This window comes from Clostridioides mangenotii TR, from assembly GCF_000498755.1.
In the GTDB taxonomy this organism is placed as follows: Bacteria; Bacillota; Clostridia; order Peptostreptococcales; family Peptostreptococcaceae; genus Metaclostridioides; species Metaclostridioides mangenotii_A.
Map to the genome: position 1 here is coordinate 1 of NZ_AXUS01000012.1, position 12,998 is coordinate 12,998.

Annotated in this window: 14 protein-coding genes; 12 read left to right on the top strand and 2 right to left on the bottom strand. The window is 29.6% G+C overall.

The features are described 5' to 3' along the window. The 10 genes from T473_RS0107375 to T473_RS0107420 all read left to right on the top strand — a co-directional run. Positions 1-487: M20/M25/M40 family metallo-hydrolase (locus T473_RS0107375; protein WP_024621325.1), on the top strand; the 487-nt coding region annotated here is incomplete at its 5' end. Positions 488-636: 149 nt separating this feature from the next. Then, positions 637-1,707 carry an SIR2 family protein gene (locus tag T473_RS0107380; RefSeq protein WP_024621326.1) on the top strand — a complete coding sequence of 357 codons (1,071 nt, stop codon included), beginning with the start codon at positions 637-639 and terminating at the stop codon, positions 1,705-1,707. A 210-nt stretch (positions 1,708-1,917) separates the two neighbouring features. Further along, entirely contained in the window at positions 1,918-2,439 is a 522-nt protein-coding gene (locus T473_RS0107385; protein WP_024621327.1) for a prolyl-tRNA synthetase associated domain-containing protein, read from the top strand. A 37-nt stretch (positions 2,440-2,476) separates the two neighbouring features. Continuing rightward, complete coding sequence (locus tag T473_RS0107390) at positions 2,477-3,166, top strand: DUF554 domain-containing protein (protein ID WP_024621328.1); 690 nt, start codon at positions 2,477-2,479, stop codon at positions 3,164-3,166. A gap of 107 nt (positions 3,167-3,273) precedes the next feature. After that, complete coding sequence (locus tag T473_RS0107395; RefSeq protein ID WP_024621329.1) at positions 3,274-4,158, top strand: hypothetical protein; 885 nt, start codon at positions 3,274-3,276, stop codon at positions 4,156-4,158. Between the two features lie 138 nt (positions 4,159-4,296). Next, on the top strand, positions 4,297-4,986 hold the full coding sequence (locus tag T473_RS0107400) for a response regulator transcription factor (RefSeq protein ID WP_024621330.1): 690 nt from the start codon (positions 4,297-4,299) through the stop codon (positions 4,984-4,986). A gap of 67 nt (positions 4,987-5,053) precedes the next feature. Next, positions 5,054-5,896, top strand: a complete 843-nt coding sequence (locus T473_RS0107405) for a sensor histidine kinase (protein WP_161627543.1) — start codon at positions 5,054-5,056, stop codon at positions 5,894-5,896. A gap of 126 nt (positions 5,897-6,022) precedes the next feature. After that, positions 6,023-6,943 (top strand): ABC transporter ATP-binding protein, encoded by a 921-nt coding sequence (locus T473_RS0107410; RefSeq protein ID WP_024621332.1) that lies wholly within the window; start codon positions 6,023-6,025, stop codon positions 6,941-6,943. Continuing rightward, complete coding sequence (locus tag T473_RS0107415) at positions 6,936-7,673, top strand: ABC transporter permease (RefSeq protein WP_024621333.1); 738 nt, start codon at positions 6,936-6,938, stop codon at positions 7,671-7,673. Before T473_RS0107410 ends, T473_RS0107415 begins: the two co-directional genes overlap by 8 nt. A 56-nt stretch (positions 7,674-7,729) precedes the next feature. After that, positions 7,730-8,554 carry an undecaprenyl-diphosphate phosphatase gene (locus T473_RS0107420; RefSeq protein WP_024621334.1) on the top strand — a complete coding sequence of 275 codons (825 nt, stop codon included), beginning with the start codon at positions 7,730-7,732 and terminating at the stop codon, positions 8,552-8,554. 147 nt (positions 8,555-8,701) lie between these two features. On the opposite strand, the gene T473_RS0107425 is transcribed toward T473_RS0107420, so the two are convergent. Beyond that, positions 8,702-9,730, bottom strand: coding sequence for an ABC transporter substrate-binding protein (locus T473_RS0107425; RefSeq protein ID WP_024621335.1), 1,029 nt, complete (start codon positions 9,728-9,730; stop codon positions 8,702-8,704). Positions 9,731-10,001: 271 nt separating this feature from the next. Between T473_RS0107425 and T473_RS0107430 the strand changes: the two genes are divergently transcribed. Beyond that, positions 10,002-10,625 (top strand): lactate utilization protein, encoded by a 624-nt coding sequence (locus T473_RS0107430; protein ID WP_024621336.1) that lies wholly within the window; start codon positions 10,002-10,004, stop codon positions 10,623-10,625. 311 nt (positions 10,626-10,936) lie between these two features. On the opposite strand, the gene T473_RS0107435 is transcribed toward T473_RS0107430, so the two are convergent. Then, positions 10,937-12,172: a cell wall-binding repeat-containing protein gene (locus T473_RS0107435; protein WP_024621337.1), complete on the bottom strand. Its 1,236-nt coding sequence runs from the start codon at positions 12,170-12,172 to the stop codon at positions 10,937-10,939. A gap of 359 nt (positions 12,173-12,531) precedes the next feature. Here T473_RS0107435 and T473_RS0107440 point away from each other — a divergent pair, with 359 nt between their 5' ends. Beyond that, positions 12,532-12,981: a MarR family winged helix-turn-helix transcriptional regulator gene (locus T473_RS0107440; protein WP_024621338.1), complete on the top strand. Its 450-nt coding sequence runs from the start codon at positions 12,532-12,534 to the stop codon at positions 12,979-12,981. Positions 12,982-12,998 lie beyond the last annotated feature (17 nt).

Here is a 12,998-nt window from a genome sequence, read left to right on the forward strand (position 1 = left end):
TATAGGCGAAGATGCAAATGGACTAAATATAGTTAAAAACTGTGTAGATGATATATCTGGTAAACTGACTGTAAATGCCGGTAAATTGCTAATTAAAGAAGATGAAGAAATAGCAGGTCTAGATATAAGAGTTCCTGTGACATACAAAGTAGAAGAGGTAGTTTGTAATTTAAAAAAATTAGCAGAAAAATATGAATTAGAATATGAAGAATACGACTTTTTAGATTCTATATATATTCCTGAAGACAGCCTACTTGTCAAGACTCTGAGAAATGTCTATAAAGAAGAAACAGGCCTTGATGGTTCTCCAGTTTCGTCTGGAGGAGCTACATATGCAAGAGCTTTAGATAATTGTGTGGCCTTTGGATCTATTTTCCCAGGAAGTCCTGAAACAGAGCATCAAGTAAATGAATTTGCTATAATCAGCGATATAGTTAAAGCTTCTAAAATATACGCATTGGCGATTTACGAGCTTCTTAAAATTTAAGTGGGAATAAAGTGCAACTAAAAATTTGTAATAAATCGACAAAAGATTAAGTTTTAACTTTATGAGGTGTCTCAAATCAGAAATATCTATTTTGATATATCTATTTAGACACCTCATTTATTATAACGATATTTAGAAGGAGTAGTGACATGAAATTAGCAGTATTTTTGGGTGCTGGAGCGTCTGCTTCAGATAATTTTCCTATACAAAATGAACTATTTAGCGCTTATTTTAGAAATCTAAACGAAAAAGATTTTGAAAGTGAGATGAATATTGAGCTGTTCAGGTTTTTTAAGCAGATATTTGATATAGATGTTATGAATGACGATATGAGTGACATTAACTTTCCAACATTTGAAGAAGTACTAGGTCTTTTAGATTTAGCAGAGCAGAGGGGAGAGTCGTTTAGAAATTTTGGACTTGAAGATATAAATAAAAAGAGCGATAGCATTAGATATATGAGACAGTATTTGATATTTTTAATGGCGGAAGTATTAAATGCAAAATTAGATATAGAAAGTACTAACCACAATACTTTAATAAGAAATTTAATTGATAAAGAGCTTTTACTCGATACGACATTTATAAGTACAAATTACGATATATGTATAGATAATACTATTGTTACTATGAGTGATAAGATAAAAAACTATGTAATGTTAGATTACGGAATAGATTTTACTAATTTTAATTTAGAAAACAGTTGGAGAAGACCAACTGAGCCTTCTATAAAGCTCTACAAGATCCATGGTTCACTAAACTGGCTTTACTGCCCAGTTTGTAATGGGGTTACTATAACACCCTATGAAGGAGGCGTTATGAAACAACTTCAAAGGGCTAGAGAAACTAGATGTCTCGATTGTGGTGACTATACTGTACCTATTGTAATACCACCTACTTATTTTAAAAATATTTCAAACATACATATATCAAAAGTATGGAATGCAGCTCAAAATTCACTAAGAGATGCAGATGTTGTTGTATTTTGTGGCTATTCGTTCCCCGAGGCTGATATACACATCAAGTATCTATTGAAAAGAGTACAAGGAAGTAGAAGAAAAGCACCTTTGAAATTTGTTGTATACAATAATCATAAGGATAAGCAAGAGGTAACTCTAAAAAAAGAAGAAAAAAGATATAGGCGATTTTTAGGAGAAAACACAGTTTTTACTAGAAAATCATTTCAAGATTTCGCAGAAAATCCAACTGAATTTTTATAAATAGGATAATATGTTTTATTTATATATGAGTTTATACAGTAAGTAAAATTTATGTAGAAATAACTAGAATAATATGTAGTAAAGAGATATAATTAATTTTAGTAACTTCAATTTTCATAATAAAATATCAATTTAGTCTATTATAAAATATCGTTTAATTATACACTATATCGATTTAAAAACCAACACGTACTGGAAGGAGGAAAAATTATGGAAAATAATCAATTATCACCTGAAGAACTAATAGAAAACGAAAATAAAGTATATAGGACTTTATATGGCTTAGGGGTAGATTACGATGTGATAGAACACGAACCGCTCTATACAGCTGAAGAACTTGTAGCTATAAAAGACATAGCAAAAGGAACACACTGTAAAAATTTATTTTTAAGAAATTCAAAAGGCAGTGAATACTATTTAATTGTAGTTAGAGATGATAAACAAGTCGATCTAAAATTATTGAAGGATAAAATAGGATCTACAAGGCTTTCTTTTGCATCACCAGGGAGACTTTTAAATGTTTTAAAATTAACACCTGGAAGCGTCAATCCTTTTTCTCTTATGAATGATGAAGAGCATAAGGTAAAATTGTTCGTCGATAAAGATATCCTAAATGGAGAGAATCTAAATTTCCATCCAAATATAAATACAAAAATGGTTAACTTACCTTTAGATGGATTTGAAAAGTTTTTAGTAAGCTTAGAAAATTATAGAGAAAATATAGAAGTATAGACAATAAGATCAATTTACTAGCAAAGGAAGATATGACATGTTGGGGACAATCGTAAACAGTTTGGCAATAGCAGTAGGATGCTTAGTGGGATTATTTATCAAAAAAGGAATCCCAGAGAGAGTAAGCAAAACTATAATGAGTGGTTTAGGTCTTTGCGTACTTTACATAGGAATAGAAGGCAGTTTAAAAGGTGAGAATACATTAATAACAGTGGTCTGCATTGCAGTTGGTGGATTAATAGGCGAAATAATAGATATAGATAAGAAAATAAACAAACTCGGAGATTTTCTACAAGAGAAATTTTCTAAAGGAAACGACCAAGAAACTTCTATAGCAAAAGGATTTGTTACAACTAGTTTAATTTACTGTGTAGGAGCGATGGCAATAGTTGGGGCTCTAGAAAGTGGACTTACTGGAAATCATCAGACTCTTTTTACAAAAGCATTATTAGATGGAATTTCTGCAATTATATTTACAACTACTCTAGGTATAGGAGTTATATTTTCATCAGTGGCAGTATTTATATATCAAGGTTTAATAACTATTGGAGCTGCTTTTTTATCGACACTTTTAAGCGAAGCAGTTGTTACGGCTCTAACTGCTGTTGGAAGCTTGCTTATAATAGGAATTGCTCTAAATCTTTTAGAGATTACAAAGATAAAAGTTGCAAACTTACTTCCAGCAGTATTTTTACCGATTTTATTTGGACTACTAAATCTACTATAAATGTATACAGTATCGAGAAAAGTTTAGACAAATATTTTATTTAGAAGGATAATCACATTTGTAATCAAATTAATTATACATAAGAAATTTTTGGAGGTATAATTTATATGATTACATTTGATATAAATGATGCAAATATTAAATTTGATGTACAGATGGAAAATTACAATGCTATTAGGAAGTTATTTAAATTTAGAGCAATTAAAGAAAGCAAAAAATTTAAAGATGATTGTATGAATAATTTTCACTCTTTGAAGCAGATTTCAGAGAGAGGTTTAAAACTAGGAGATAAATATCTTACAGAAGCTTTTAAGCTTGGAGTAGAGACAATTGTGGGTTATGATATTATAACCATAGATGTAGATACTTTTAAAGATGTTTACTGCGATAAATACCTGGATTTTAATAGGCTTTTTAACAACTACAATAAGTCATACTTAATTCCAAATAAAAACAAGAAAAATAATATTGTAAATATCCATGAGATTGAAGCTGCAGTTGATAAGTTAAATTCTTTTATACAAGAGGACTTCTTTAACATACATTTTGCGGTTTTGGATGTGCTTTTAGAAAATAAAATTACTAAAGTTCGTCCTTATATCGATGAAGAGTCTATAAATCAATCAAATGCGCTTTTTAATAACTATAAAGATGGATTTATTAGCAAACCAGACGAATGCAAGGTGGTAAAGCAGATAATAGAGTTAAATCCGTATAGGGAAGACCTATACAAGTTTCTTATAAGAGAAGATGGCGATTTGTTTAATGAAATTGACAATTTGACAAAATTTTTAGGATATTCTATGGATGAATACAAAGAAGGTCTAATGAATAATTATATTGATACTTTAATAGAAAACAGAGATAGCTTCTACGATAGCTATGATAAAATGAAAGAAAAAATTGAAAAATACGCTAAGTATATTGGATGTAAAGATGAGAGTTTTTTCGTTACAAAGTTAGATGCAATATATACTTTTGCAAATGCCTAAGGACTGTAATCACAGTCCTTTTTCTAATTTTTATAGTTTTTTTTTATTTTTAATCTATAATTATAGACATATTTGTGATGTAAATGATATTAAAAAGATTTAAAGTCGTATATAGTATCGATTGAAAGGAGTTTATATATGAGCCAAAAAATTTTAGTTGTAGATGATGATAAAGATTTATGTAAAGTTTTAAAAAAATACCTTGAAATAGAAAATTATTTAGTTAGTTTTAGACATGATGGTGTTAGTGGTTTAAAGGAAGTACTAGAAAATTCTTATCAACTTGTAATATTAGATATAATGCTACCTCAGAAGAGCGGTTTTGAAATTTTAACTGAGGTTAGGAAATCAAGTTCTGTGCCAATACTTATGTTGACTGCCAAAGACAGTGAGATAGATAAGGTGTCAGGTCTTAGATTAGGAGCAGATGACTATTTAACGAAACCATTTAGCATGAATGAATTTATTGCTAGAGTTCAATCTCTTATAAGAAGGTCTACATATTTTAATGAATCTAAAAGCAGGAAAGAACTAAATTTTGATGGTTTAGTAATAAATCCAGATACCAGAGAAGTTATAGTAGATAATATAAAAGTTGATCTAACAGCAAAAGAATTTGATTTATTGTACTTCTTAGCTCAAAGCAGTGGAAAAGTATTTACTAAAAAACAGATCTATAGAAATGTTTGGGAAGAAGATTACGCGTTTGATGATAATAATATAATGGTCCATATTCGAAGACTAAGAAAAAAGATTGAGTATAAACCCGATGCCCCTGAATTTATTAAAACTGTATGGGGCGTTGGCTATAAGTTTGGAGGTGAATGATATTATTAAGGACGTATTAATTATAATGCTATCTATTATTTGCATTTTAATGTATTTGTATATTATAATGTTTCGTGCAAAACTCAAAGAACTACTGTATATTATAAAAACAGCTAAAAATTACGATAAGATAAAGATATTTGTATCAGAATTAGGATTGGGAGTATTTTCTGAAGTGGGATTAGCTACAAATGAGTTAATTAGATCCTATCAAGCGAAACTAATACAACAGAAAAGGACAGAACAAGCAAATAAGGAGCTGATGACTAGCCTATCACATGATGTAAGGACTCCACTTACATCATTGCTCGGATACTTAGACGCTTTAGAGAGTGATATATTGGATAATGATGAAAAAATAAAGTACATTAGAACTTCTAGAAAAAAAGCATACGATCTAAAAGAGTTAGTAGATAACTTATTTGAATTGTTTAAAATTGGATCGAGAGAGATACTATTCTCTCCAGAAGTTAAAGATATAAATGAATTGTTACGGGAGAATATAATTGAATGGGGAGCAGTTTTTGAACAAAACAAAATCTCTTTAAAAGTTGATATACCAGAAGATGAATACAATGTAAATATAGATGAAAATGCTTTTAATAGAATAATCTCTAATTTATTACAAAATGCAGTACAATACACTGGAGACTGTATAGAATTTAAGACTCAAAAGACAGATTCATATATAGAAATATATATAAAGGATAATGGAGATGGTATTGATGAAGATAGTATTAGATTTGTATTTGATAGACTTTATAAATGTGATAAGTCTAGGAGCAAAAGAGGAAGTGGACTAGGACTTAGTATAGTAAAAGAGTTTATGGATATGCATAAAGGCAAAATAGATGTTAAAAGTAAAACCGGAAATGGAACTGAGTTTATATTGTACTTTCCAATTTTATAGAGCTATTAAAACGTACTTATGTGCGTTTTTTGTATTTAAAACTAAAATTAAGGAAATTGTAAGATTTGATTAAGGCTAGCGTAAGTGGCTTCTTGTTATAATAAAAAAAGAACAGGAGGAATTAACATGGATAATATAATTAAGACAACATCTCTTACTAAAAAATTTGGAGAGAAAAAAAGTGTAGACTCTGCAAATATAAATGTAAAAAGAGGCGAGATTTATGGTCTTCTTGGAAGAAATGGAGCAGGAAAGACAACTATTATGAGAATGCTTATGAATTTAACGAAACCAACTTCTGGAGAAATAGAGCTACTTGGAAATAGAGAATATAAAAATTCAAAAAATGTGTACAATCGAATCGGGTCGATAATAGAGTACCCAGGATTTTATGAAAATTTAACTGGAGAAGAAAATCTAAAGATATTCGCTAAGCTTCGAGGGATACAAAGAAAAGATTCTGTGAAGAGAGCTTTAGAAATAGTTGATTTAGATAAGGAATTGAAGAAACCTTTTGTAGATTATTCAATGGGAATGAAGCAAAGATTAGGTATAGCATCGGCTATTATGCACGATCCAGAGCTTCTGATTTTAGATGAGCCTATAAATGGTCTAGATCCAGTAGGTATTCAAGAGATAAGAAGCTATTTAAAAAGGTTGTGTGAAGAGAATGGTACTACAATATTCTTATCAAGCCATATACTCAGTGAAATTGAGCAATTAGCAGATACAATAGGAGTAATACATGCTGGAAAAATGATGGAAGAAGTGTCGATGGCCACACTTCATAAAAGAAATAGAAGATATTTGGAATTTAAAACATCAAATGAAAATAAATCATGTTTATTACTTGAAGAACAATACAATATTAAAGATTATAGTGTCCACGGTGATGGCAGTATACGTATTTATACAGATTTTAATTTAAGATCTGAACTCAATAAATTATTTGTGAAAAATGATATTGATGTTTTTAAAATCAATATCAGTGAAGAAAGTTTAGAAGATTATTTTTCAAATCTGATTGGTGGTGGCAAAATTGGTTAATTTGGTACACTGTGAAATATTAAAACTAAAGAGATGCAAAATATTTACATTGAGTTTATTAAGTGCTTTAGTTGCTCCACTGATGATATCTGGCGAAATTATTAAATCTAAACTCGATAATCCCGAGAAAATAGTTACATTTGCGCAATTATTTGAAAATGTAAACCTATATATAATGATGTTATTTGGTCTAGTGCTTTACGGTGTGATCGCAGCTTATTTAATTAGTAGAGAATACTCTGAAAATACTTTAAAATCGATTATTACAGTACCTATCCCAAAGAGATCCTTTATATTTTCAAAGTTTATAACTTTCTTTATATGGATTATTCTTTTGACTATTATCTCTTGGATTGCAACAATAGTATTCGGATTTATTTGTGGTGCAGAATCATTATGGCCACAAGATATTTTTACATCTATAAAAGCTTACTTATTAGGAGGTGTCCTTTTATTTTTAACCTCTGTACCAATATTTTTCATTACCATGTATTCAAAAAATATTATTGCACCAATTATATTTATGATTTCAGTAGTAATGGCCAATATTATGTTGTCAAATTCTGATCTAGGGGTCTATTTTCCATGGACTACATCGTATTTAATAGTTTCAGGGCAGATCGATGAATACAATACACCACATGCAATTTCATATTTAATAATCGCTGCAACTTTTATTATTGGTACTATTGCCAGTTTAATATATTTTGAAAAGGACGATATAAAGTAATTGTCTTTAAAAATCTTTCTTAAATTTATATTAATTAAGAAATTGGAGGTAAGAAAATGGAAGCATTTAGTTTAATAGAAATTTTAAAATCCGTGCTATTGGGAGTTATACAGGGTATTACAGAGTGGCTACCAGTAAGTAGCACGGGGCACATGATTTTAGTTAATGAGTTTTTAAAATTAAACTTTTCTGATACATTTATAAATACGTTTTTAGTTGTTATACAACTCGGTTCGATACTTGCAGTAGTATTGTTGTACTTTAAAAAATTAAATCCGTTTGATAGAGATAAAAATTCAGAACAAAAACGCGATACGATTGATTTATGGATAAAGGTTATAATATCAATAATTCCAATAGGATTAGTAGGTGTATTATTTGAGGACAAAATAAATGAACTATTCTATAATTCAATTGTAGTATCTATTGCGTTAATAGCTTATGGTGTAATTTTGATACTTTTAGAAAATAGAAATAAAACACCAAAATATAACAGTTTTAAGGATGTAACGTTTAAAACTGCATTAGCAATAGGTGTATTTCAGTGTCTAGCTCTTATTCCAGGTACATCACGATCTGGTTCGACTATAATAGGTGCTGTACTTTTAGGGACTTCCAGATATGTAGCAGCTGAGTTTTCGTTTTTTATGGCAATACCTACAATGTTTGGAGCTAGTGCGATAAAGTTACTTAAAGCTGGTTTTGCATTTACTAGCTTTGAATGGTTAATATTAATAGTTGGATCCGTAGTAGCATTTTTAGTTTCGATTGTTGTAATAAAATTATTTCTGGGCTATATTAAGAAACATAATTTTAAAGTATTCGGTTATTACAGAATAGTGTTAGGTATTTTGGTATTGGCATATTTCTTTATGTTTTAGATAAACAATAATGAAGTTAAAATTAAAATAGATAATTTTTTTCGTAATTTTAAATAGCTCAAATACATCAAGATAATATTGTGTAAAATAATAAAGAAAAAGGTTGCTTATAATCTAAAGACTACAAGCAACCTTTTTCTTTATTATTTATTTAACATTTTTTATAGCCGTATTAGCAAAATCAATATTTACTATATCTTCATAAGAAACATCTTTATCAAGTTCTTTTGCTTCTTTCATTACTGCGATAAGTCTATCTAGACTTTCCTTTTTAAGAAGTGGGTCTTGTGACCACGCATCGATTGATTTGTATCTATTTACCACAGTTGTTAAATCTTCAATAGATATATCTTCAAAGAAAGGCTTCATAGTTTCAGCAATTTCTTTATCAGAAGCTTTTTGAACCCATAATTGACCTTTATAAACAGCATTAGTAAATCTTTGAACTAAGTCAGAATTGTCTTTTAGATAAGATTTAGTAGCTGAATACGCAGTAAAAGGTATTTCTCCGGAATCTTTACCTATAGATGCAACTATATATCCACTACCTTCTTTTTCCATAGTAGTAGCAGTAGGTTCAAATGCTGTTGTATAGTCAGCTTCACCACCTACAAATGCACCAGCCATTACACCGAATTGTATATCAGTTCTTACATTTACGTTGTCAGCATCAGTGTTTTCACCAAGAGTAAGCCCTTTTTGTTTTAATACATATTCAAAAGTCATAAGTGGCATTCCACCTTTTCTACCACCTAATACCTCTTTACCTTTGAGATCTTCGTACTTAAAATCAAGCATTTTTTCTCTAGCAATTAAGAAACTTCCATCCCTTTTTGTAAGTTGCGCAAAGTTAACTGCATAGTCATCTTTATCTTTACTATGCACATATATAGATGCTTCTGGCCCCATAAGTCCTATGTCAGCTTCACCGGAAATAAGAGCAGCCATTGTTTTATCCGCGCCTTGTGTATTTATAGTATCAACTTCGATACCTTCTTCTTCAAAGAATCCTTTAGTAATAGCTGCATACTGTGGTGCATAAAAAACAGAATGCGTGACTTCTGCAATTGTAATCTTATCAAGTTTTTTTGAATCGTCATTTCCTGCACTACATCCAGTTAAAAGTGTAGCACTTATAGCAAGTGAACTTGCCGCTGTAACAACTTTTTTAAGCATTATGATGACCTCCAATTATAAAATATACAGACATTATATTGTATTGGTACATATCACTATTTGTTACTTTCGTTTATATTTTTGAAATTTTGGCACTATAAAATGCGCAAATGAAAGTGGAATACATTTGCGCTTATTTTAAACTATAATAAACCTCTATCTACTTATATTATATCATAGTTAAAATCCTAATAAAAAGACTGTTTTTTTACTTCCCAGAGTGATAACCTAAGTTAAGTTACTTATTTTATAAAATCTTAGGAGGATACTTATGACACCTAAACAAAGCTATAATAGTTTATTAGCAAAGAAATTAATCGAGGAATTTCAAAAGCGTAATATGGAAGGTTTTTATTGTGAAACAAAGGAAGATGCACTGGAAAAAGCTATTGAAATGATACCAAAAAATTCTACTATTTCTTATGGAGGCTCTGAAACATTGAACGAAATTGGTTTAAGAGAAGTTTTAAATAATGGAGATTACAACTTCTTAGATCCAAATAGTGTAGAAGGTGGTGCAGAAAAAGAAAAAATAGCTCATCAGGCATTAGCTTCAGATTACTATTTTATGAGTTCTAATGCAATTTCTGAATCAGGAGAACTGGTTAATGTTGATGGTTATGGAAATAGAGTAGCTTCACTAATTTTTGGACCTAAAAATGTAATAATTATAGCAGGACTTAATAAAGTAGTTCCAAATCTGGATATGGCAATACTTCGTACGAAAAACTACGCATCGCAAATGATTCTATTAAAATTTAAACAAGATTACTCAACTTTTGAAGAACTTTCCAAAGTATCGGAGGGCGTAGGTAGTCAATTTGTAATTACCAGCATGTCTTCGAAAAAGGGAAGAATCAAAGTTATACTAGTTGGAGAAAATTTAGGTTTTTAGATTTATATTAGATTTTATCTATTTTATTTTTACAGGTTTATTGGTATCTTAAATCTTAATACTTAAGTATGGGAAGGGTATTATGATTAAATTAAGAACTCTAGAGAGAGGGTTCTTTTCGTTATAAGGAGATAGTATAAATCTAAATGTAGTGTCTTAAATAACAGACACTACATTTAGATTTTTTTAAATTCATATGATCTTTCTATCTTTATATTTCCATAATCAAAAGAAGGATCAGAACTTTTCTAAGCTCTAATCCTTCTTTATTGATTAAATCGATTTTGTGAGAAATACGATTTAAGGTTAATTTATATTGACATTTTCAGTTTTTCTATTTCAGCAAGAGTATTAACAACTTGCTGTGATAAAGTTATAGCACTTTTGTAATCCTTATTTGAAACAGCATTATTTAGGTTTATTACTTGCGAAATTAATTGTGTCATTTTATTGTATTTAGTGCTATCTGAGTTGATCATCAAATGTTCTTCATAAAGATTTTGAAGTACTGGTTTTGATGCGTTTGCATATGCAACTGCTTTAGCTTCATCTTTAAGAACTTCAATAGCCATGCTATTGTTATAATCCATTATAGACTGTAGTTCGCTATTGAATACTTCTTCATTGTATAAGTCTTTAGGGTTCGTTGCGTTTATACAACGTTGTGTAGTAACTTTGTCAAGACTTCCTAGAGAAGTAAGTTTAGTTGCTCCATTAAGGATGGTTTTATCAGACATTGTATTAACTAGCACTATTGGAGTTTCTTTTGCAATTGTTGAACCAGTCAATGCGTCAACTAAAACATCTGATTTTGTTATGTAAAATTCACCAGTAGAGTTGTAGAACTGACTGATTATCTTTTTGTTTGTATCAAATCTATCAGTACCACCTATTCTAGTAGATTTAGTGCTGCTAACTAAGCTATCACTCATAGAGTATGAACCACCAATTACATAACTCTCGATGTTTTTAGCATCAAATGTAGTAGTTTTACCGTCTGTGAGTATTATTGGAGCACCGTCTCTTGCTGCTATAGGAGATATACTCATAGCATCTGGCTCTCCTTTGTAGGCATTAGTAAATACTACTTTATCGATATCCTTAATAGTTTTTATCTCTGAAGCAACATTGTAGCTAGTTTTTATTCTGTCAGAGCCGCTTATTCTTTTTACCTTAGTTCCATTTGTAGTTAAACTAGACTCAACCTTAGAACTTACAGAGTTAGTACCACCTATGATGTATACTTTTTCTGCCTTTTTAAGTCTTTCTTTTGTGATATTCGGTATCTTATCTTTTTGCGTCAACAGTATCGGGGAATCTGTAACCCCAGCTAAACCACTAGCACTAAGACCATCAGCTAAGCTTTTATCAGAGTTTACTAATATAGCAGTAGTATACTCTTGTTTATCAGCTATAAGTGCAGCAGTTTCATATCTATCTATGCCTTGAATTGTATCTACACTTGATAGAGCATTCACAATAGGCATAGCAGCTATTACTATTGAAAAAGATAATCCTAAAGCCAATAACTTTTGTTTTACCTTCATATATAACCTCCTATTAAAATTCACATTTTCCCTAAATTGTAAGAAAGTTACAATTTAGTTACAATTTATTATACAACAAATAGAATATTAATACAAACATTTTTGATTAATTAAACATTAGAGTAAATATAAGAGATTATACTTATATATTGGTATTATTGGGTTTTATATATATATTTACTATATTTTTTCTGTTGTAACAATTTTCGTATACTAAATTTTGGAATATATTTAGTGTATGTTTATTCTAAAAAGTTAATATTTAGTAACTATTTAATATAACAGAAAGTAGTTGCAAAGGAAACTACTTTCTGTTATATTAAAAATAGTTGCATATGAAACTAAAGGGGAGGTTATTTATGGAGTCAATAGGAAAATTAAATGCAGCAATATATAGAAATATGGATAGCATTGTCAACTATAAATTAAAAGATTTGCCGATAAGAAGTGGGCAGCAAGATTTTTTCTATGTTGTATCTATAAATGAAGGGATAACTCAAAAAGAGCTTAGCGAACACTTATATATTGGAAAATCCACAACTGCTAAAGCAATAAAAAATTTAGTTGATAGTGGATATATTAGAAAAGAAAAGGATGAAAAAGACAAACGTTCAGATAGACTTTATCTAACCGAAAAGGGGAGAGAAATCTCGCCGAGAATTCAACAAGGATTTATTGAAGTTGTAAATGTAGCAATGAGAGATTTATCTGCTGAAGAGATAGGAACAAGTATTAAACTTCTAAATAAGATTTTAAACAATGTACATAACGAAAAAATAAAAAACAATTCTAACATTGATGAGTTATAAAGAAATTAATATTTACA

Coding starts and splice junctions, on each gene's coding strand:
- T473_RS0107380 (WP_024621326.1), top strand. CDS start 637: ATGAAATTAGCAGTATTTTTGGGTGCTGGAGCGTCTGCTTCAGATAAT.
- T473_RS0107385 (WP_024621327.1), top strand. CDS start 1,918: ATGGAAAATAATCAATTATCACCTGAAGAACTAATAGAAAACGAAAAT.
- T473_RS0107390 (WP_024621328.1), top strand. CDS start 2,477: ATGTTGGGGACAATCGTAAACAGTTTGGCAATAGCAGTAGGATGCTTA.
- T473_RS0107395 (WP_024621329.1), top strand. CDS start 3,274: ATGATTACATTTGATATAAATGATGCAAATATTAAATTTGATGTACAG.
- T473_RS0107400 (WP_024621330.1), top strand. CDS start 4,297: ATGAGCCAAAAAATTTTAGTTGTAGATGATGATAAAGATTTATGTAAA.
- T473_RS0107405 (WP_161627543.1), top strand. CDS start 5,054: ATGTTTCGTGCAAAACTCAAAGAACTACTGTATATTATAAAAACAGCT.
- T473_RS0107410 (WP_024621332.1), top strand. CDS start 6,023: ATGGATAATATAATTAAGACAACATCTCTTACTAAAAAATTTGGAGAG.
- T473_RS0107420 (WP_024621334.1), top strand. CDS start 7,730: ATGGAAGCATTTAGTTTAATAGAAATTTTAAAATCCGTGCTATTGGGA.
- T473_RS0107425 (WP_024621335.1), bottom strand. CDS start 9,730: ATGCTTAAAAAAGTTGTTACAGCGGCAAGTTCACTTGCTATAAGTGCT.
- T473_RS0107430 (WP_024621336.1), top strand. CDS start 10,002: ATGACACCTAAACAAAGCTATAATAGTTTATTAGCAAAGAAATTAATC.
- T473_RS0107435 (WP_024621337.1), bottom strand. CDS start 12,172: ATGAAGGTAAAACAAAAGTTATTGGCTTTAGGATTATCTTTTTCAATA.
- T473_RS0107440 (WP_024621338.1), top strand. CDS start 12,532: ATGGAGTCAATAGGAAAATTAAATGCAGCAATATATAGAAATATGGAT.